Source organism: Rhodococcus sp. LB1, assembly GCF_001583455.1.
Taxonomy (GTDB): domain Bacteria; phylum Actinomycetota; class Actinomycetes; order Mycobacteriales; family Mycobacteriaceae; genus Rhodococcus_F; species Rhodococcus_F opacus.
This window is the reverse complement of record NZ_LTCZ01000111.1, coordinates 19,963-38,235: the sequence shown is the minus strand read 5'-3', so window position 1 is coordinate 38,235 and position 18,273 is coordinate 19,963. Positions and strand designations below refer to the sequence as shown.

The following is an 18,273-nucleotide window of genomic DNA, read 5'->3' as shown; positions in this document are numbered from 1 at the left end:
ACCTGGAATAAGTTACGCGACGGGAAACTGCTTGCCAAATCGCCAGGTCACGGTGTTCGTCGATTCGGATTCTGCTGGTCAGAGCCGGTGCGCCGGAACCGAACCAGCGCCCGGCCGCTCACACGGGCCGCTGTGACGCCGGACTCACCGCTGAGAACCGGGATCTGCGTCCACCCTTTCGATCCGGCCACCGAGTTCCTGGAGGATCTCGACGAAACGGGGATAGCCCCGGTCGATGTGGAAGACGTCGTGGACTTCAGTCAGCCCGTCGGCGACGAGCCCCGCCAGCACCAGGCCGGCGCCGGCCCGGATGTCCGAGGACCACACCGGCGCGCTCGACAACTGCGCGATTCCCCGGATCACAGCGTGATGACCGTCCGTCCGCGCATCGGCACCCAACCGGATCATCTCCTCGACGAAACGGAACCGCGCCTCGAAGACGTTCTCCGTGATCATCGACGTTCCCTCCGCGACCGCGGCGAGACCGATGGCCATCGGCTGGAGGTCGGTGGGGAACCCCGGATAGGGCAGGGTCGCGAAGTTGACGGCCGTGGGCCGTGCTTCCTGGACCACCCGGAATCCGTCGGCCTCGGCCGTGACGTCGGCTCCGGCGACCCGCAGCTTGTCGAGCACCAGGCCGAGATGCTTCGGGTTGACTCCGCGAACGCGCACGTCGCCACGGGTCATCGATGCGGCGATCCCCCACGTCGCTGCGACGATCCGATCGCCGATCACCCGGTGGGTGGTTGGCTCGAGTTTAGGGACGCCCTGGATCGTCAGCGTGGACGTGCCGGCACCCCGGATCTTCGCGCCCATCTGGATCAGCATGTTGCACAGGTCGACGATCTCGGGTTCGCGCGCTGCGTTGTCGATCACCGTCTCGCCCTTGGCGAGTACGGCGGCCATCAAGATGTTCTCGGTCGCCCCCACCGACGGGAACGCGAGCCGGATGTTCGCACCGTGCAGGTCGTCGGCCTGCGCAACCACGCAGCCGTGCTCGATCGTGCTGTGGGCGCCGAGCAACCGCAGCCCCGACTGGTGCATGTCGAGGGGCCGCGAACCGATGGCATCACCACCCGGTAGCGCGACCACCGCGCGCCGGCACCGCGCGACCAGCGGTCCGAGCACACAGACCGACGCGCGGAACTGACGTACCGCCGCGAAATCGGCGTGGTGTTTGGGCTCGGCGGGTGTGGTGATCCGGACGATGGAATCGTCGAGGTCCACCTCGCAGCCGAGGCCGCGCAGGACGTCGGCCATCAAGGGGACATCCAGGATGTCCGGGCAGTTGGTGACAGTTGTGGTGCCCTCAGCCAACAGCGCTGCCGCCATCAGCTTGAGAACGCTGTTCTTCGCGCCCCCGACAGACACTTCACCTACGAGGCGGTTACCGCCGGTGACAAGGAAGCGTTCGCTCACAGAACACAGCCTAGAGCCAGGGATGCCGACCCCGGAGGCCGGTACCGTAACGCTATGGCCGTACACCTCACCAAGATCTATACCCGGACCGGCGACGACGGGACCACCGGACTCAGCGATTTCTCCCGTGTGTCGAAGAACGATCCGCGGCTGATCGCCTATGCCGACTGCGACGAGGCGAACGCGTCGATCGGGGTCGCGGTGGCATTGGGCGACCCGCCCGAGGAGATCCGGTCGATCCTGCGGCAGATCCAGAACGACCTGTTCGACGCCGGCGCCGACCTCTCCACCCCGGTGGAGGCCGAACCGAAGTACCCGCCGCTGCGGATCTCCGACGAGTACATCGACCGTCTCGAGGGCTGGTGCGACGAACTGAACGAACGCCTGGCGCCGCTGAACTCCTTCATTCTCCCCGGCGGCACGGCACTGGGAGCTCTGCTGCACGTGGCGCGGACCGTGACCCGGCGGGCCGAGCGGTCTGCGTGGGCAGCCGTCGACGCGAATCCGGAGACCACCAACGCACTGCCGGCGAAATACCTCAACCGACTGTCGGATCTGCTGTTCATCGTCAGCAGGCTCGCGAACCCTGAGGGCGACGTGCTCTGGAAGCCCGGGGCCGGACAGTCCTGATCAGAGTCGGCGACCGCGAACCGATCGGCCGGACGGTCGTGATTCGACCCAGGAGAGGAACGCCGTCAATGCTCCCCCGTCCAATGCGATCTCGTACGAGCTACCGCGGTCCTTGACCGACAGGATGATGATTTCCTCGGACATGATGTCGAATTCGGAGCCCTCCGGGCTGCGACGACCTGCGACTTCGATGCCCTGGCGGTCGATGCGCGAATCAGGGCCGGGACGCAAACTCGACAGTTTGAAAAAGACGAGGGAACCCTCGCCGTAGCGGATGACGCCGTGGCGCCACCCGGTGTCCCCGGGGGCAGGCGTCACCCGGAGGATCGCCGCGGTGCCGCCGCGGCGCAGTACTGCAAGCCGATACAAAAAGACCGCGACGAAGGCCGCGAGCAGCACAACCAGAATGATCAACACAGTCATTCCGATTGTCACTGTTCGTCGGCTCCGTCGCGGTCTTTCTCGTGCAGCCTAAGCGCGCTCTACAGCGCGGATCCGACCCTTGGCGACAGCAATCGCCTCGAGATCGTCTCCACTCTCTGCGAGCACGGCCTTGGCCGCTTCCACATCGATGTCCTCGGCCAAGTCGGCTGACTCGGCGAGGATCGTGACTGTCTTCGCGGTCACGGACAGGAACCCGCCGTGCACAGCAGCGACGATACGCTCACCGTCGGCCGTCGTGATCGCAACCACTCCGGCCTCGACCAGCTGTCCGAGAACCGGCTCATGCCCAGGCATGACACCGATCTCGCCCTCGGTCGTCTGTGCGCTGACGAGAGTCGCCGAACCAGACCACAACCGTCGCTCCACGGCGACGAGTTCCACGGTCATCTCAGCCATCGTCGACTACTTCCCGGCGATCTTCTTGGCTGCAGCCTCGACGTCGTCGAGTCCACCACAGCTGTTGAACGCCTGCTCGGGCAGGTGATCGAACTCGCCCTTGCAGATGCGGTCGAACGCCTCGATGGTGTCGCGGAGCGGCACCACGGAGCCGGGCTCACCGGTGAACTTCTCGGCGACGATGAAGTTCTGGCCGAGGAACTTCTGCAGACGGCGGGCACGGCCGACGAGCACCTTGTCCTCTTCCTGCAGCTCGTCCATACCGAGGATGGCGATGATGTCCTGCAGTTCCTTGTACTTCTGCAGGATGCGCTTGACCTCGTTGGCAACCCGGAAGTGCTCGGCACCGACGATGCCGGGCTCCAGGATGCGGGAGGTGGAGGTCAGCGGGTCCACAGCGGGGTAGATACCCATCTGCGAGATCGGACGCGACAGCTCGGTGGTGGCATCGAGGTGCGCGAACGTCGTGGCCGGCGCCGGGTCGGTGTAGTCGTCGGCGGGCACATAGATCGCCTGCAGCGAGGTGATGGAGCGGCCTCGCGTCGAGGTGATGCGCTCCTGCAGCTCACCCATCTCGTCAGCCAGGGTCGGCTGGTAACCCACGGCCGAAGGCATACGACCGAGCAGGGTCGACACCTCGGAACCGGCCTGGGTGAAACGGAAGATGTTGTCGATGAACAGCAGCACGTCCTGGCCCTGGACATCGCGGAAGTACTCCGCCATGGTCAGCGCGGACAGGGCGACGCGCATACGCGTTCCCGGCGGCTCGTCCATCTGGCCGAAGACGAGGGCGGTGTCCTGGAGGACGCCCATCTCTTCCATCTCGAGGTGAAGGTCGGTGCCCTCACGGGTGCGCTCACCGACGCCTGCGAACACCGAGGTTCCGGAGAACTCGCGGGCGATACGGGTGATCATTTCCTGGATCAGAACGGTCTTGCCGACACCGGCACCACCGAACAGACCGATCTTTCCACCCTTGACGTACGGGGTGAGGAGGTCGATGACCTTGATGCCGGTCTCGAGGATCTCCGTCTTGCCCTCGAGCTGGTCGAAGGCCGGTGGCTTGCGGTGGATGCCCCACTGCTCGCCGTCGCGACCCGTTCCGGGAGCGTCGAGGCAGTCGCCCAGTGCGTTGAACACGTGGCCCTTGACGACGTCACCGACGGGAACCGAGATCGGCTTGCCCGTGTCGGACACCGAGGTGCCGCGGATCAGGCCGTCGGTGGGCTGCATCGAGACAGTGCGCACCAGGTTGTCGCCGAGGTGCTGTGCGACCTCGAGGGTCAGCGTCTTGGCGACCGAGGGGAGCGTGATCTCGGCGTGCAGGGCGTTGAACAGTTCAGGAATAGCGCCACGCGGGAATTCAACGTCCACGACGGGACCGATGACCCGCACGACGCGGCCGGCGACGGACGAACCCGAGCCTGCCCCGTTGTTTTCGGTTACTGCTGCGGTCATTGCTTAGTCACTTCCTGCGCTCGAGGCAAGCGCATTCGCGCCGCCGACGATCTCGCTGATTTCCTGGGTGATCTGGGCCTGGCGAGCCTGGTTTGCCTGACGGCTCAACGTGTTCACCAGTTCGTTTGCGTTGTCCGTCGCGGCCTTCATGGCGGTACGACGGGCAGCCGACTCCGACGCCGCAGCATCCAGCAGCGAGGAGTAGATGCGGGTGCTGATGTACTTCGGCAGCAGGGCGCCGAGCAACTTGTCGGGTTCCGGCTCGAAGTTGTATCCGGCGACCGGTTCCGAGTCGCTGGAGCCGTGACCGTTCGACAGCATGTCTTCGCCGAGTTCGACGTGCTCCTCGGAGACCATCACCTCGAGGGGAGCCATCCGGCGGACCTCGGGAGACTGGGTCAGCATCGACACGAAGCGGGTGTAGACGATGTGGAGTTCGTCGACGCCTTCGATGGTGCCCTCGCCGTTCGGCGCGGGGACCTCCGAGCCGGATCCGGCCATGAACAGGTCGACCAGGTGCCGGCTCGCCTTGGCAGCGTCGGAGTAGCCCGGATCCTGGGAGAACCCGGTCCACGCACCTCCCAAGTCGCGGCCACGGAACGTGTAGTACCCCAGACCCTTGGATCCGAGCACGTAGATGACCGGATCCTTGCCCTCGCTGCGCAACAGCTGGAACAGCTCCTCGGCCTCCTTGAGGACGTTGGAGTTGTATCCGCCGCACATACCGCGGTCGCTGGTGACGACCAGAACCGCGGCACGCTTGGGATCGGTGCGCTCGTTCAGCAACGGGTGGTCCAGCGAAGCCGACGCGCTCGCCAGCTCCGACAGAACCTTCGTGATCTCCTCGGCGTACGGCTTCGCCGCGGCGACGCGAGACTGTGCCTTCGTGATGCGCGAGGTCGCGATCAGTTCCTGGGCCTTGGTGATCTTCTTGGTCGAGTTGACCGACTTGATGCGAGACCTCAGTTCGAGAATGCTTGCCATCGATCGATCACTCTCCCTTCATGTTTCGCAGCATCATGGGCAGGCCGCTCACTTGCTGACGGTGGTGCGCTTGACGTTGATCTGCTCGTGGCCGACCTCGCCGGCGTCCAGAGCTTCAGCCTCGGCCTCGTTCACGACCCGGCTTCCGTCGGATGCGATGAAGGTTTCCTTGAACTTGTCGGTGGCCTCGACCAGCGCCTTGGCGTTGTCGGCGTCGAGGGCCTTGCCGCCCTTGATGCTCTCGTACACGCCGGAGGCGGTGCGGTGCAGCTCGTCGAGCAGCTCGGCCTCGAAGCGGCGGACGTCACCGACGGGCACGCTGTCGAAGACACCTTCGCCGGCGAGGTAGATCGACACGATCTGGTCCTCGACGGGGATCGGGCTGTACTGATCCTGCTTGAGCAGCTCCACCAGGCGGGCACCACGCTCGAGCTGTGCCTTCGAGGCGGCGTCCAGGTCGGAAGCGAAAGCGGAGAACGCTTCGAGCTCACGGAACTGAGCCAGTTCCAGACGCAGCGAACCGGAGACCTTCTTCATGCCCTTGGTCTGCGCGGCGCCACCGACTCGGGAAACCGAGATACCGACGTTGATGGCGGGACGGACACCCTTGTTGAACAGGTCCGACTCGAGGAACACCTGACCGTCGGTGATGGAGATGACGTTGGTCGGGATGTAGGCCGAGACGTCGTTGGCCTTGGTCTCGATGATCGGCAGCGCGGTCAGCGAGCCTCCACCCAGGGCGTCGGACAGCTTGGCCGAACGCTCCAGCAGGCGGGAGTGCAGGTAGAAGACGTCACCGGGGTATGCCTCACGTCCCGGCGGGCGACGCAGCAGCAGCGAGATGGCGCGGTACGCCTCGGCCTGCTTGGTCAGGTCGTCGAACACGACCAGGACGTGCTTGCCCTGGTACATCCAGTGCTGGCCGATGGCGGAGCCGGTGTAGGGCGCGAGCCACTTGAAACCGGCGGAGTCGGAGGCCGGGGCGGCGACGATGGTGGTGTACTCCATCGCGCCCTGCTCCTCGAGGGCAGCCTTGACACCCGCGATGGTGGAGCCCTTCTGGCCGATCGCGACGTAGATGCAGCGAACCTGCTGCTTCTCGTCGCCGGTCTCCCAGTTGGCCTTCTGGTTCAGGATCGCGTCGATGCAGACGGCGGTCTTGCCCGTCTTACGGTCGCCGATGACGAGCTGGCGCTGTCCGCGGCCGATCGGGGTCATCGCGTCGATGGCCTTGATGCCGGTCTGCAGCGGCTCCTCGACGGGCTGACGCTCGAGCACCGAGGCAGCCTGCAGTTCGAGGGCGCGGGTCTCGTTGCTCTCGATCTCGCCCAGGCCGTCGATCGGCTGGCCGAGCGGGTTGATGACGCGGCCGAGGAAGGCGTCGCCGACGGGTACCGACAGCACGTCGCCGGTCCGCTTGACTTCCTGGCCTTCCTGGATGTTCTCGTAATCGCCCAGGATGACGGCACCGATCTCGGTGGCATCCAGGTTGAGCGCGACACCCAGAATTCCGCCGGGGAACTCCAGCAGTTCGTTGGCCATCGCCGAAGGCAGGCCACTGACGTGCGCGATGCCGTCGCTGGTGTCGGTCACAAGGCCGACCTCTTCGCGGGAGGCCTCCGGGGAGTAGCTCGCGGTGTAGTTCTCGATCGCACTACGGATCTCGTCGGAGGAGATCGTCAGCTCCGCCATGTTTTTCCTGCTCTCGGTGTCTGGTCTTCGAAAAGATCTGGGGTATGGGGTTCGGTTGCGGACTACTTGAGGGACTTCCGCAACGCTGCGAGACGTCCCGCGCCGCTGCCGTCGATCACCTCGTCGCCCACCCGGACGACCAAGCCGCTGAGGAGTTCAGGATCGACCTCCACGTGAACCGTCACCGGCTTCCCGTAGGTACGGGTGAGGGTGGCGGTCAGCCGATCCGACTGCTCACTGGACAGCGGAGCAGCGCTGCGCACCTTGGCGACAACTGCTTCCCGCTGTGCTGCTGCCAGATTCGACAGTTCGTCGAAGGCGTCCGCGGGTGCGGAGTTCTTCAACCGGCCCACTGCCTGGGTCGCCAGCGCCTCGGCGACAGCGGTGACCTTGCCGTACAGCAGCTTGGAGAGCAGTTCACGCTTTCTCTTCGCCGGCACGGAACGGTCGGACAGTGACTGCTCGAGCTTGGGGTCACCGGCAACGATGCGGCCGAGGCGGAAGAGCTCGTCCTCGACAGCGTCGAGCTGTCCCTGATCGGCCGCTGCCTTCAGCAGCGATTCCCGACCGACGAGCACCAGCGAGTTGAGCAGGTCGGAGGTGACGGACCAGTCCTGGCCCACCGCCGCCTTCAGGACGGCGAGGGTCTCGGCCGAGACCTTGCCGCCGAATACCTGCTCGGCCAGACCTTCGCGAACGTTCCCGGGCGTCGAGGTGTCCGACAGGGCACTCCGGAGAGTGCGCTGCTCGTCCAGGATCTCGACGACCGAGAACAGCTCGGCCCCGATCTGGGCCGCGGCCGCTGTGGCTGCTCCGGCAGAGACGGATCCCAAGGCCGAAGACAACGCAGCACGGGTCTGCGTCAAGGCCTCACGGCTCGCTGCGTACATGGTGCTCACTTCCCTGCTGCGGAATTTGCGCCGATGGAGTCGAGCTCGTTCAGGAATCGATCGACCGTGCCGGCCCGCTTGACGTCGTCGGCGAGGGACTCACCGATGACCTTCTCAGCGAGGTCGACCGCGGTGCGGCCGAGATCGGCACGCAGTTCGGCAACGATCTGCTGACGCTGGGCAACCAACTGGTTGTTGCCGGCCGCCACGATGCGGTCGCTTTCTTCCTGAGCCTGTGCCTTCATTTCGGCGATGATCTGCTGCCCCTGGGTGCGCGCGTCCTCACGGATCTGCGCAGCCTCGGTGCGAGCTTCGGCGAGCTGAGCGCGGTACTGCTCGAGCGCCGCCTTCGCTTCGGCCTGGGCCTCTTCGGCCCGCTTGATGCCGCCGTCGATCTGCTCGGTTCGCTCGGCAAGGACCTTCTGGAACATCGGAAGGACGTACTTCCAGAAGACGAAACCAACGATGACCAGGCAGACGATCGACCAAACGATGTCATACGTCTCGGGCAGGAGAGGGTTGTGACTCTCTTCCTGCGCGAGGACTGCGATGTTGGCTGCCATGACGGTCTTAGAAAATGAAGCCGGCGACGAGGCCGATCAGCGCGAGGGCTTCGGTGAAGGCGATACCGAGGAACATCGTGGTACGAACCTGTCCGGCCATCTCGGGCTGGCGAACCATTCCCTCGATCGCCTTACCGACGACGATGCCCACGCCGATGCCGGGGCCGATCGCGGCGAGGCCGTAGCCGATGGCTCCGAAACCCGTCGAGTTGGTTTCCTGGACAGCTTCCTGAGCGAGGTAGGCGAGGCTCATGGTGTTCCGTTCCCTTTCTGTTGACCTCCGCCGGATTCGGCGGGAGGCTCAGTTCTTGGTGTAGCTGGTCGTGAAATTTGTGGTGCTAGTGCGAATCCGCGTGCAGCGCCAGATCGATGTACACCGACGTGAGCAGCGCGAAGACGTAGGCCTGCAGGAAGATCACCAGCAGTTCGAAGAAGGTGAATGCAATGCCGGCGGCAAGCGAAGCCACACCGAACACGGCCTGGAAGCCACCGGAGACGAAGAAGAAGTACTGGGTGGCGCTGAAGAACAGCACCAGCAGGATGTGGCCGGCCAGCATGTTGGCCATGAGACGAACCATGAGCGTGAACGGCCGGAGGACGAACGTCGAGATGAACTCGATCGGCACGAGCAGGAAGTGCAGCGGAAGCGGAACACCGGGAACCACGATGCTGCTCTTCACGTACTTGAAGAAGCCGTACTTCTTGATGCCGACGTAGTTGAACACGATGTACGCGAGGGCGGCGAGCACGAGCGGCATGCCGATACGCGCGTTCGGCGAGATGTTGATGAAGGGGATGATGCTGCCGAGGTTGCTGGCGAGCACCAGGAAGAAGATGGTGGTGATGACCGGCAGGAAGCGCTTGCCCTGCTCCTTGCCGAGAATCTCTTCCGCGATGTTGATCCGGACGAAGTCGAGCGCGATCTCACCGATGTTCTGGACACCGCGCGGAATGATCTTCGGGCTGCGCAGCGCGATGACGAAGAAGAGCATCATCAGTCCGGACAGCAGGATGCGAACCAGCATCAGGCGGTCGAGTTCGAACGGAGTCCCTTCGAACAGGACCGCGGGCGGGAAGAAGTCGTTCAGGGAAGGCGCGTGGAATTCTTCTCCAGCAGCCACGTTGATGACGCTCAGCGTTCTCTCCCGTAGTCGGTCCGCAGCCTTCGTTGACTGCGGTTCGATCGGACATTGACGATCAAACAAGTCGACAAGCTCGACTCGCGTATTCGTCAGCTGCTGCGGACTGTTCGAGTCCAGCGTCTGTCGGTGTCGGCGACTCTCGTCGACTCGGCGGCCCTGAAAGTGCGGCCACCTACAAGCATGCAATACCGGCGAGTAACTTACTCGCACTCTCATTGCTCTCGCTTGACCCAGACCTTAGCAAGTCATCTACGACGTTGTGTAGACGGGGTCCGGGTCGATTCAATTTTACTACATCTCGTAGTACTACTTATCGTCCGATTCCGGCGATCCGGCGTCGTCCGACGGCGTCGGCTCGACGTACGGCGCCTTGGTTCCCAGGACTCCGAATGTTTCCGCTCCCAGCACGATCACCAGCGACAGCACCATGACCAGCACCAATGCCGTCTTGTCGTAGAAGTCGAGCGGTTTGAGGATCGCCAGGACCGTGATCGCGAGGATCATCTTCAACAACCACGTACCGAGCAGTACCGCTCCCGCCGTCAAGGCCGGAAGTTTCGCGGTGAACAGCACACCCAGCGCGGTGCACAGGATGAACCCTCCCCCGACTGCGGCACCGAGAAGTGCGCCGTACAGACCGGGCTTGCCCGCGACGAGAAAGGCGATGATCGAACCGACCACTGCCAGCACGATCAGACCGAGAACTCCGTAGCGGACGGCAGCCCGCAACGACGCGGTGTGATCAGGGGCGGAGGCGGGGGTGAACGTCACGGTCGCCAAGGGTAGTGGATCTTCGCCGGTCCGCCGCAACCCTCCGGTCAGCCGCGACGGTCGTGCTGCTGTCCGCGAATCGACGGGACGGCCGTGACGACCAGCGCGAAGACGAGGCCCCCCGCAACCAGGAGGACGACGACGCGACGGTCGAACAGGGCCGACCCGACCGCACCGAACGCCAGGACACCGACCCACAAGTAGATGAGCAGCACGACGCGACGGTGCGAGTGCCCGATCTGGAGGAGCCGGTGATGGAGGTGCATCTTGTCGGGACTGAACGGGCTCACCCCCGCGCGGGTCCGCCGGACGACAGCGAGCAGCAGGTCGAGGATCGGGATGAACATGACGGCACCGACGAGGAGCAGCGGAGAGAGAAGTCCGAGCAGGTCGCGGGTGCCGTACGCGGTCAGCGGGATGCGGCCGGACGCGCTGGTGGAGATGGCCGCGAGCATCAGGCCGATCAGCATGGAGCCGGAGTCGCCCATGAAGATCTTGGCGGGCTGGAAGTTGTGCGGAAGGAATCCGAGACACGCACCCGCCAGCGCCGCGGCGATCAGCGCGGGCGGATACGCGCTGACGTCGCCACCCTGATCGTGCAGAAGCCCCACCGAGAACACGCAGATCGCGAGCGAGGAGATCAGCCCGAGGCCCGCCGCGAGACCGTCGAGGCCGTCGACGAAGTTCATGGCGTTCACCATCACGACCGCGACACCCACCGTGACGAGACCGGCCTGGAGCTGGTCGAGAATGACGGTGCTGCCGTCCCCGAACGGCATGTAGATGATGAACCAGCTCACCCCCATCACGACGAGGATCCCCGCCGCGGTGACCTGGCCGACGAACTTGGTGAGCGCGTCCAGGCCCCACCGGTCGTCGACCACCCCCACCAGCACGATCACGAACCCCGAGACCAGGGCCGCGGGAATGTCGGAGGTGAACTCGAATCCCCTGGTCAGGGCGGGTAGCTGCTGCGCGAACAATAACGCCACGAGCATGCCGAGATACATGCCGACCCCACCGAGGCGGGGCGTCGGGGTCACGTGGACGTCGCGGTCCCGCGGCACCGCCACCGCCCCGAAGCGGAGCGCGAACAGCCGCACGGCCCCGGTGGCCAGGTAGGTGACCACCGCAGCGGTGAAGAGGACGAGCAGGAGTTCACGCAGCGGGACACCCGCGCCCCCACCTGCTTGGGCCAGCGCCACGCCGGCCGATTCGGCAGCACTCACTGGGCGGACAGACTCTCCGCCGTCACTCCGAGCACGTCGGCGACATCGCCGGTGGGCACGGCACCTTCACGCAGGATCCGGGGGGTCGCGCCGGTGAGGTCGACGATCGTCGATGCCTGCCCCTGCTCCGCCCGACCGCCGTCGAGGTACACGCTTGCCGATCCGCCGAGTTGCTCGCGCGCATCTTCGACCGTCGTGGCGGGCGGTCGCCCGGAGACGTTCGCGCTCGACACCGCCAGCGGTCCGACTTCACGCAGCAGTTCGAGGGCGACCGGGTGCAGCGGCATGCGCAGCATGACCGTCCCCCGGGTGTCGCCGAGGTCCCACGCCAGCGAAGGCGCTTGTTCCACAACGAGACTCAGCCCGCCGGGCCAGAACGCCCGGATCAGGTCGCGCGTCTGCGGGCGGACGCTGTACACCAGGCCGTCGATCGTGTTCCACGAGCCGACGAGCACGGGAACCGGCATGTCGCGTCCGCGACCCTTGGCCCGCAGGAGGGCGGCGACAGCCTCGCTGTCGAATGCGTCCGCGCCGATTCCGTACAGCGTGTCCGTGGGGAGCACGACGAGCCGTCCGGCCTTCAGCGCATTCTTGGCCGCACTCATTCCGGCGGAGCGTGAATCGGGAAGGCCACAGTCGTAAACGGTACTCACCCGCCCATTCTTTCACCCTCGGCGACGGCCCCTGCACGCTGCGCCTCGATATCCGTGGCGACGCGCCGGGCGACCACGAAGCGCGGCTTGCCGGCGAGGTCCGGGTGCTCCGCGACCTCGCCGAACACCCGGCGGGACGCGAACAGTGCCGCCACATCGGAGCCGTTGGAGTCGTCGTGCTCGATGCCGACCGCTCCCCCGATGCGCAACCAGCGCGCGACGTTCGAGATCATCGGCTTGATGACGGACAGACCGTCCGGTCCGGCGAACAGCGCGCTGTGCGGATCGTGGTCGGCGACCTCGGGTTCGAGCTCGACGCCCTCCGGGATGTACGGCGGGTTCGACACGATCAGGTCGACGCCGCCTTCGAGCCCGGCCAGCAACGTCCGATCGGTCACGTCGCCCTGATACAGCCGGATCGGTGCGTCACCTGCCTGTTCGCGGGCGTCGGCGTTGCGCCGGGCCCACGCGAGAGCGTGCGGTTCGAGTTCGACGGCGTGCACGACGGCGTCGGGGCGGGCGTTGGCGATGGCGAGCGCGAGTGCGCCCGACCCGGTGCACAGGTCGAGGACCACCGGCGGATGCTGATCACAGCTTCCGAGAAACGCGAGCGCCCACCCGAGCAGCAGTTCCGTCTCGGGACGCGGCACGAAGACCCCGGGGCCGACCTCGATGTCGATGTCCCCCATCGCGGCGGTACCGAGGATGTACTGCAACGGAATCCGCTTGGCGCGCTGGTCGACCATCTTCTTGTAGGCGTCGATCACCGACTCGTCGACCAGCGGGACGAGGCCGAGCCGGGTCCGCTCCACCCCCAGCAGGTGGGCCGCGAGCAGTTCGGCATCCGCACGGGAGCTACGCACCCCGGCCTCGTCGAGTTGCGCGGTTGCGTCGATCAGGGCCAGGCGAAGAGGAAGGCGACTCACAGGTACAGACTGCCACGCGGCTCGCCGTCCGGTGGCGCGGTCCCGCTTCGCGGTTACTCCGCGGCGAGCCTCGCCTCGCGGTCCGACTTGCCCAGGGCGTCCAGCAGGGCGTCGAGTTCGCCGTCCAGGACCGCGTCCAGGTTGTGGGACTTGAAACCGATCCGGTGATCGGTGATGCGGTTCTCCGGGAAGTTGTAGGTGCGGATGCGCTCCGAACGGTCGACGGTGCGCACCTGGCTCTGCCGGCCCGCCGACGCCTCCGCATCCGCGGCTTCCTCGGCGGCGGCCTGCAGCCGCGCGGCGAGCACCTGCATGGCGCGGGCCTTGTTCTGCAGCTGTGAGCGCTCGTTCTGGCAGGTCACGACGATTCCGGTGGGCAGGTGCGTGATCCGGACCGCGGAGTCGGTGGTGTTGACACCCTGACCACCCTTGCCCGAGGAGCGGTAGACGTCGATGCGCAGATCGGTTTCGTCGATCTGCACCTCCTCGACTTCTTCCGGTTCCGGGTAGATGAGGACACCGGCGGCGGACGTGTGGACGCGTCCCTGCGATTCCGTGACGGGCACGCGCTGCACGCGGTGGACCCCGCCCTCGAACTTCAGTCGCGCCCAGACCCCGTCACGCACATCGCCCTTCGACTTGATCGACAGCGTCGCGTCCTTGTATCCGCCCAGATCGGACACGGTCGCGTCGAGGATCTCGACACGCCAGCCGTGCCGCTCGGCGTACCGGACGTACATCCGGGCCAGATCGGAGGCGAACAGCGCGGATTCCTCGCCACCCTCCCCCGACTTCACCTCGAGCACCACGTCGTCACCGTCGTGCGGGTCGCGGGGGGCCAGAAGGTCGGTGAGGGTCTTGTCGAGTTCCAGGACCTGCGCCTCGAGTTCGGGCACCTCGGCAGCGAAGCTGGAGTCGTCGGCGGCGAGCTCGCGCGCGGCATCCAGATCGTCCTGCGCCGACTTGAGCCTGGTATATGTCGCCATGATCGGCGCGAGCTCGGCGAATCGCTTGCCCGCCTTGCGGGCCGCGGAAGCGTCGTTGTGCAGGGCCGGGTCCGCCAACTGCTGCTCCAGGCCGGCATGTTCGGCCAGGATGTCGTCGATGGCCGACGGCTGGGTGGTCCCTGCCATGATTCGCTCCGCTCTGCGTTTCTTTCGGAAATAGGCACAAAAAAGCCGACGCCCGGCCTGCAATTATCGCAGGACGGGCGTCGGCGGAACAGCTAGGACTCTGCAGATTCCTTGGCTGCGCCCTTGCCGGCGCGCTTGCCGTAGCGAGCCTCGAAGCGGGCGACACGTCCACCGGTGTCGAGGATCTTCTGCTTGCCGGTGTAGAACGGGTGGCACTGCGAGCAGACCTCGACGTTGATACGCCCGGTCTCCTTGGTGCTGTGGGTCTCGAAGGTGTTTCCGCAACCGCAGACCACGGTGGTGGCCACGTAGTTGGGGTGAATGCCTGACTTCATGGTGTCCCTTTCAATGGTCGCCGGGTCGCCTTCGCCGTTCGAAGACGTGAACCGGAACCGGACTCAGCCGCTCAGTATGCCAGATCGCAGGTTCACGATCCCAATCGGCATTTGTGCTTGCGGTGTGGTCAACGCGGGTGGTCCGCGTTTTGTTCCACGGTGGTTCCCGAGGGGAAAACAGCGGGGCCCGGCGACCGAAAGTCGCCGGGCCCCGCTTCGGGTCGAGATCAGTCGTCGATCGCGCCCGGAGCAGTCTTCGACACCTGCATGAGGAATTCGATGTTGCTCTTGCTCTTCTTGAGGCGGTCGATCAGCAGATCGATGGCCTGGTGCGAGTCGAGACCCGAGAGCACACGCCGGAGCTTGTGCAGCACCGCGGCCTCGTCCGGGCTGAGCAGCAGCTCGTCCTTACGCGTACCCGAGGGGTTCACGTCCACAGCCGGGAACACACGACGTTCCGCGATCTTGCGGTCGAGCTTCAGCTCGGCGTTACCGGTGCCCTTGAACTCCTCGAAGATCACGGTGTCGCCGGTGGAACCGGTCTCGACCATGGCCGTCGCGATGATCGTGAGCGAACCGCCGTTCTCGATGTTGCGCGCAGCACCGAGGAAACGCTTCGGCGGGTAGAGCGCGGTCGAGTCGACACCACCGGAGAGGATGCGTCCCGAGGCAGGCGACGAGTTGTTGTACGCACGGCCGAGGCGGGTGATCGAGTCGAGGAGGACGACGACGTCCTTACCCGCCTCCACGAGACGCTTCGCACGCTCGATGGCCAGCTCGGCGACCGAGGTGTGGTCTCCCGGCGGGCGGTCGAAGGTCGAGGAGATGACCTCGCCCTTCACCGAACGCTGCATGTCGGTGACCTCTTCGGGACGCTCGTCGACCAGCACGACCATGAGGTAGCACTCGGGGTTGTTGGTCGCGATGGCGTTGGCGATGGCCTGCAGAACGCTGGTCTTACCGGCCTTCGGCGGGCTCACGATCAGCGCACGCTGTCCCTTGCCGATCGGCATCACCAGGTCGATGACACGGGTCGTCAAGATGTTCGGCGTCGTCTCCAGACGCAGCCGCTGATTCGGGTACAGCGGGGTGAGCTTGCCGAACTCGGGGCGCTTCTTGGCCGCTTCCACGTCGCCACCGTTGACGGTGTCGATGCGGACCAACGGGTTGAACTTCTGGCGCTGGTTGCCCTGCTCGCCTTCGCGTCCGACCCGGACGGCGCCGGTGATGGCGTCGCCGCGGCGGAGGCCGTTCTTGCGGATCAGGTTCATCGACACGTAGACGTCGTTCGGTCCGGCCAGGTAGCCGGAGGTCCGCACGAACGCGTAGTTGTCGAGGACGTCCAGGATGCCGGCGACCGGCTGCAGGACGTCGTCCTCGCGGATCTCGGTCTCGCGGGCGTCGCCGCCGCCGCCTTCGCCGCGGTCGCGTCCACGACGACGTTCGCGGAAGCGACGTCCGCGGCGTCCGCGACCGCCTTCCTCGTCGTCGCCCGGGCGGTTGTCATTGTTGCGCGGGCCGTTGTTGCCCTGGCTGCGGTCGCCGCGGTTGTCGCGATCGCCCCGGTCACCGCGTTCGCCGCGGTCACCGCGGGTGTCACCACGATCACCGCGGTCGCCGCCCCGCTCGCGTCGGCTGCGGTCGCCGCCCTGTTCGCCGGAGCCGTCCTGCTTGGCCGGCTTCTCGGCCGAATCCTGACGGTCGTCGGCCTGCTTGCGCTCGGCCTGCTGCGTGTCGGTGGCATTCGCCGAGGCGGTGGCGTCCTGAGCGTTGCCGCCCTGGTCACCCTGCTCGGGTGCGCCTGCCCGACGCGCGGATCCGCGACGCTGACGCCCGCGACGGCCGCCTTCGGCGGTGTCGGTGTCGGCGGCTGCGCCGTCGCCTGTCGCGGGTTCGGCCGTCTTGGGCTCGGCGGCCTTCTCGGTGGTCTCCGCCTGGGGAGTCACTTCGAGTTCGGTCTGAGCGGACTGTTCGCGCTTCGCGCGGGTCGCCCGGGTCCGGGGAGCGGCTTCGGTCGCGGCAGCGGCCGGGGCGGACGAGCCGCCCTGACGCTCCTTGATCGCGGCGATCAGGTCGCCCTTGCGCATCCCCGAGATGCCCTTGATGCCCAGCTCACCTGCGAGAGTGCGGAGCTCGGTGAGCACCATTCCGGACAGCCCGGCACCCCGGCGCGCCTCGGCGCGCTTGGTGGAGGCTGTCACGGCACCGGTGCCGGGTGCGGTCGATGACGCCTGTGAAGAGTCGCCTGCCTGCGCGCCAACGGTATCCACCGAGGAGGCGCGCACAGGAGCGGCGATGAGGTCCGTATCGGTCACGGAGGTCCTTTCCTTCCCTCACTCGCGCTGCGCAGAGTCGAGGGTTCGTCCCGTAATTCGGTTTCGAATACCGAATTCGGATGTGCCGTACGTAGTTGCATGTGAAGAACTGCCGGCTTGCCCGCCATCACATCACCTTTGAAACAGGCGCGTACTCGCAATCCCTACACGACAGATAGTGCGGAGGATCGTGCCAGGAGCCGTCAACCCCGATTGACCTGGAGTAATTGCCCTGGTGAAGCACCGGCGTCTGATGCGCACGATGTACGGACATTGCCCAGGATAGCTGTGAACGACCGTAGGGGCAAGGAGACGCCCCTACGGCGTGTCAGCTGGTCCGGACGCCGTCCGCCACGTCCAGTTCGAGAACCTGCAACCCCTCGGCCTCGGCCTGTGCTCGAAGATCCACGGGGAAAGGCTCCGTGGTCAATGCGAGAACGGTCGGTCCGGCTCCCGAGACGGTGGCGGCGATACCCGCCTTCCGGAGGACGGCGATCCATCGCGTCGTGAGCGGAAGCGCCGGAGCGCGCTGCGTCTGGTGCAGCCGGTCCTCGGTGGCCGCCATCAGAAGGTCGGGACGCTCTGTGAGCGCCACCACAGCGAGGGCCCCGCGGCTCACGTTGAACGCTGCGTCCCGGTGGGGAACCGTCTCGGGCAACAGACCCCGCGTGTGGGCGGTCGACGAGCGCTCCCCCGGCACGAGCGCGACGACGCGGATCGCGGGATGAACCTTCAGCGCGACGGCCGAGTAGATGTCGGTGGCCGCGGGCGCTCCGTCGGTCTGGTCGCCCGCGCAACTCCACGACACGACGGCGCCGCCGAGCACGCTCGCCGACGCGTTGTCGGGGTGTCCTTCGAATTCGGACGACAGCTGGACGAGCTGATCGAGCGACAGCCCGAGTTCGGGGTCGAGCTTGATCGCCAGGCCGTTGGCGGCCGCCAGCCCCCCGACGACGGCGGAGGCCGACGAACCCAGGCCCCGCGAATGGGGTATCGCGTTGCGGCACACCACATCCAGGCCGTCAGCCCACACGCCCGCCGATTCCAGGCCACGTTCGATGGCCCGGACCACGAGATGGGACGGACCCCACGGCACGTCGTCGGCACCCTCGCCCTCGACCCGGATCTTCAGCCCCGAACCCGTGGTGGTCACGGTGATCTCGTCGTACAGCCCGAGCGCGATGCCCAGCGTGTCGAAGCCCGGGCCGAGGTTGGCGCTCGACGCAGGCACGCGGGCGGTCACGGTGAGGCCCGTGGGGAGGGTCTGTGTCATGGCAGCGGTGTGGTCCTGCG

19 protein-coding genes are annotated in these 18,273 nt (G+C 66.2%); 1 reads left to right on the top strand and 18 read right to left on the bottom strand.

Going from position 1 to position 18,273, the window contains the following annotated elements:
* Positions 1-144 precede the first annotated feature (144 nt).
* Positions 145-1,419 (bottom strand): UDP-N-acetylglucosamine 1-carboxyvinyltransferase, encoded by a 1,275-nt coding sequence (murA, locus tag AZG88_RS17690; protein WP_005252964.1) that lies wholly within the window; start codon positions 1,417-1,419, stop codon positions 145-147.
* A gap of 54 nt (positions 1,420-1,473) precedes the next feature.
* Here murA and AZG88_RS17685 point away from each other — a divergent pair, with 54 nt between their 5' ends.
* Positions 1,474-2,049, top strand: coding sequence for a cob(I)yrinic acid a,c-diamide adenosyltransferase (locus AZG88_RS17685; protein WP_005252963.1), 576 nt, complete (start codon positions 1,474-1,476; stop codon positions 2,047-2,049).
* Here AZG88_RS17685 and AZG88_RS17680 read toward each other — a convergent pair whose 3' ends face one another.
* The 17 genes from AZG88_RS17680 to thrB all read right to left on the bottom strand — a co-directional run bounded on the left by AZG88_RS17680 (position 2,050) and on the right by thrB (position 18,253).
* On the bottom strand, positions 2,050-2,472 hold the full coding sequence (locus AZG88_RS17680) for a DUF2550 domain-containing protein (protein ID WP_005571048.1): 423 nt from the start codon (positions 2,470-2,472) through the stop codon (positions 2,050-2,052).
* Between the two features lie 48 nt (positions 2,473-2,520).
* Positions 2,521-2,889 carry a F0F1 ATP synthase subunit epsilon gene (locus tag AZG88_RS17675; protein WP_005252961.1) on the bottom strand — a complete coding sequence of 123 codons (369 nt, stop codon included), beginning with the start codon at positions 2,887-2,889 and terminating at the stop codon, positions 2,521-2,523.
* A 6-nt stretch (positions 2,890-2,895) separates the two neighbouring features.
* Positions 2,896-4,347: a F0F1 ATP synthase subunit beta gene (gene atpD, locus AZG88_RS17670; RefSeq protein WP_005252960.1), complete on the bottom strand. Its 1,452-nt coding sequence runs from the start codon at positions 4,345-4,347 to the stop codon at positions 2,896-2,898.
* Between the two features lie 3 nt (positions 4,348-4,350).
* Complete coding sequence (locus AZG88_RS17665; protein WP_005252959.1) at positions 4,351-5,331, bottom strand: F0F1 ATP synthase subunit gamma; 981 nt, start codon at positions 5,329-5,331, stop codon at positions 4,351-4,353.
* Between the two features lie 48 nt (positions 5,332-5,379).
* Positions 5,380-7,023, bottom strand: coding sequence for a F0F1 ATP synthase subunit alpha (atpA, locus tag AZG88_RS17660; RefSeq protein WP_005252958.1), 1,644 nt, complete (start codon positions 7,021-7,023; stop codon positions 5,380-5,382).
* Between the two features lie 62 nt (positions 7,024-7,085).
* Complete coding sequence (locus AZG88_RS17655; RefSeq protein WP_179443395.1) at positions 7,086-7,913, bottom strand: F0F1 ATP synthase subunit delta; 828 nt, start codon at positions 7,911-7,913, stop codon at positions 7,086-7,088.
* Between the two features lie 5 nt (positions 7,914-7,918).
* On the bottom strand, positions 7,919-8,476 hold the full coding sequence (locus tag AZG88_RS17650) for a F0F1 ATP synthase subunit B (RefSeq protein WP_005252956.1): 558 nt from the start codon (positions 8,474-8,476) through the stop codon (positions 7,919-7,921).
* A gap of 7 nt (positions 8,477-8,483) precedes the next feature.
* Positions 8,484-8,729, bottom strand: coding sequence for an ATP synthase F0 subunit C (locus AZG88_RS17645; RefSeq protein ID WP_005252955.1), 246 nt, complete (start codon positions 8,727-8,729; stop codon positions 8,484-8,486).
* A gap of 85 nt (positions 8,730-8,814) precedes the next feature.
* On the bottom strand, positions 8,815-9,597 hold the full coding sequence (gene atpB / locus AZG88_RS17640) for a F0F1 ATP synthase subunit A (protein WP_009474169.1): 783 nt from the start codon (positions 9,595-9,597) through the stop codon (positions 8,815-8,817).
* Positions 9,598-9,924: 327 nt separating this feature from the next.
* Positions 9,925-10,398, bottom strand: a complete 474-nt coding sequence (locus AZG88_RS17635) for a hypothetical protein (protein ID WP_007300049.1) — start codon at positions 10,396-10,398, stop codon at positions 9,925-9,927.
* 38 nt (positions 10,399-10,436) lie between these two features.
* Complete coding sequence (locus AZG88_RS17630; RefSeq protein WP_005252952.1) at positions 10,437-11,618, bottom strand: glycosyltransferase family 4 protein; 1,182 nt, start codon at positions 11,616-11,618, stop codon at positions 10,437-10,439.
* Positions 11,615-12,271, bottom strand: coding sequence for an L-threonylcarbamoyladenylate synthase (locus tag AZG88_RS17625; RefSeq protein ID WP_061698412.1), 657 nt, complete (start codon positions 12,269-12,271; stop codon positions 11,615-11,617). Before AZG88_RS17625 ends, AZG88_RS17630 begins: the two co-directional genes overlap by 4 nt.
* Positions 12,268-13,197, bottom strand: coding sequence for a peptide chain release factor N(5)-glutamine methyltransferase (gene prmC, locus AZG88_RS17620; protein ID WP_025432981.1), 930 nt, complete (start codon positions 13,195-13,197; stop codon positions 12,268-12,270). Before prmC ends, AZG88_RS17625 begins: the two co-directional genes overlap by 4 nt.
* A 53-nt stretch (positions 13,198-13,250) precedes the next feature.
* Positions 13,251-14,330 carry a peptide chain release factor 1 gene (prfA, locus tag AZG88_RS17615; protein ID WP_005252949.1) on the bottom strand — a complete coding sequence of 360 codons (1,080 nt, stop codon included), beginning with the start codon at positions 14,328-14,330 and terminating at the stop codon, positions 13,251-13,253.
* A gap of 92 nt (positions 14,331-14,422) precedes the next feature.
* Positions 14,423-14,665, bottom strand: a complete 243-nt coding sequence (gene rpmE / locus AZG88_RS17610) for a 50S ribosomal protein L31 (protein ID WP_005252948.1) — start codon at positions 14,663-14,665, stop codon at positions 14,423-14,425.
* 227 nt (positions 14,666-14,892) lie between these two features.
* Complete coding sequence (gene rho, locus AZG88_RS17605; RefSeq protein ID WP_061698411.1) at positions 14,893-16,980, bottom strand: transcription termination factor Rho; 2,088 nt, start codon at positions 16,978-16,980, stop codon at positions 14,893-14,895.
* A 328-nt stretch (positions 16,981-17,308) separates the two neighbouring features.
* Positions 17,309-18,253 (bottom strand): homoserine kinase, encoded by a 945-nt coding sequence (gene thrB / locus AZG88_RS17600; RefSeq protein ID WP_061698413.1) that lies wholly within the window; start codon positions 18,251-18,253, stop codon positions 17,309-17,311.
* Positions 18,254-18,273 lie beyond the last annotated feature (20 nt).

Coding starts and splice junctions, on each gene's coding strand:
- AZG88_RS17685 (WP_005252963.1), top strand. CDS start 1,474: ATGGCCGTACACCTCACCAAGATCTATACCCGGACCGGCGACGACGGG.
- AZG88_RS17680 (WP_005571048.1), bottom strand. CDS start 2,472: ATGACTGTGTTGATCATTCTGGTTGTGCTGCTCGCGGCCTTCGTCGCG.
- AZG88_RS17675 (WP_005252961.1), bottom strand. CDS start 2,889: ATGGCTGAGATGACCGTGGAACTCGTCGCCGTGGAGCGACGGTTGTGG.
- atpD (WP_005252960.1), bottom strand. CDS start 4,347: ATGACCGCAGCAGTAACCGAAAACAACGGGGCAGGCTCGGGTTCGTCC.
- AZG88_RS17665 (WP_005252959.1), bottom strand. CDS start 5,331: ATGGCAAGCATTCTCGAACTGAGGTCTCGCATCAAGTCGGTCAACTCG.
- atpA (WP_005252958.1), bottom strand. CDS start 7,023: ATGGCGGAGCTGACGATCTCCTCCGACGAGATCCGTAGTGCGATCGAG.
- AZG88_RS17655 (WP_179443395.1), bottom strand. CDS start 7,913: ATGTACGCAGCGAGCCGTGAGGCCTTGACGCAGACCCGTGCTGCGTTG.
- AZG88_RS17650 (WP_005252956.1), bottom strand. CDS start 8,476: ATGGCAGCCAACATCGCAGTCCTCGCGCAGGAAGAGAGTCACAACCCT.
- AZG88_RS17645 (WP_005252955.1), bottom strand. CDS start 8,729: ATGAGCCTCGCCTACCTCGCTCAGGAAGCTGTCCAGGAAACCAACTCG.
- prfA (WP_005252949.1), bottom strand. CDS start 14,330: ATGGCAGGGACCACCCAGCCGTCGGCCATCGACGACATCCTGGCCGAA.
- rpmE (WP_005252948.1), bottom strand. CDS start 14,665: ATGAAGTCAGGCATTCACCCCAACTACGTGGCCACCACCGTGGTCTGC.
- thrB (WP_061698413.1), bottom strand. CDS start 18,253: ATGACACAGACCCTCCCCACGGGCCTCACCGTGACCGCCCGCGTGCCT.